At 53.4% G+C, this 1,041-nt stretch carries 1 protein-coding gene; it reads right to left on the bottom strand.

What is annotated here, in order from left to right; all coding sequences use genetic code 11:
- On the bottom strand, window positions 1-1,041 hold a 1,041-nt coding region (locus HWQ67_RS19565; RefSeq protein ID WP_218254372.1), incomplete at both ends, for a non-ribosomal peptide synthetase.

Here is a 1,041-nt window from a genome sequence, read left to right as displayed (position 1 = left end):
TGTCAAACACCTCTGACGGCAGCATGGCAGCCACTACAAAGGCATCAAGATAGCTGACGTGGTTTGGACACAGTATGTAGGGCGGGGGGATGAGGTTGTCCAGGCCCTTGAGTCTTGCCCCATAGACGGAGCGAAAGAACAGCCTCAGAGACCTCAACCCGATGGTGGCCGATGGTGAACGCCTGTCCCTGAGACCCAGGGCAGCGATGTCCGATTCAAGTGGGGGTTTGCTCAAGACGTCCTTAAAGCTGATTGCACCCTTGTCAAATTCTTCGGTAGCATCGGTGGCGAACCTGTCTGTTATATCTGAATCGCCTGCGCCTGCCTCGATGCAACCCCTGACGCCGTCAATCAACTCCCCAACCGTGTGCAGGTTGGTGGCCACATCGTCGGAGATATGTATCTGAAACTGGCTCTCCAATGCGGCAACAAGCTCCAAACGCTTAAGGGAATCAAATCCGAGGTCTAACTCCACGTTGTCAGTAACGGAAGGCATATCCTCAAGTTCACCGAGCCGTTTGACGACCTCCATGACCCTTACGCTCAGGATGTCTGCGGGTCTTTGTGGTTGGGTGGTTGTCGTTTTTTTGGCATCAACCATGTCTGCAACGAGGAAGCGCCTCAGTTTACCGAGGCGTGTCTTTGGCAGTGGCTCCGTGCTCAACGCAAACCCGCTGAGTCTCATGTAGGGTGGCAGGTGCTGTGATATCCTGTTTGTCTCCCACCTCAGATACTCATTGATGTTTACGATTTGCAGTTCTTTGGCCGCATCGATGTCCGGTACGATGATGGCGCGCAGTGTCTTTGTGTCCTTGCTAAAGACGCATATCTCCTTCACTATCGGGATGGCGGCATAGCGTCGTTCGACGTCTTCGGGATAGACGTTTTTACCGGAGCTTAGGACGATGACGTCCTTTTCCCTGCCCGTTATGTAGAGATAGCCCTCATCATCGACATAGCCCACATCACCGGTGTGAAACCAATCATCGGTGAACACCTTTGCCGTCTCCTGTGGGTTTTGGTAGTAGCCGCTGAAGACCA

Origin of the sequence: Candidatus Magnetobacterium casense (assembly GCF_019173545.1) — a bacterium.
Lineage (GTDB): Bacteria > Nitrospirota > Thermodesulfovibrionia > Thermodesulfovibrionales > Magnetobacteriaceae > Magnetobacterium > Magnetobacterium cryptolimnobacter.
This window is presented reverse-complemented; position numbering and strand designations above follow the sequence as displayed.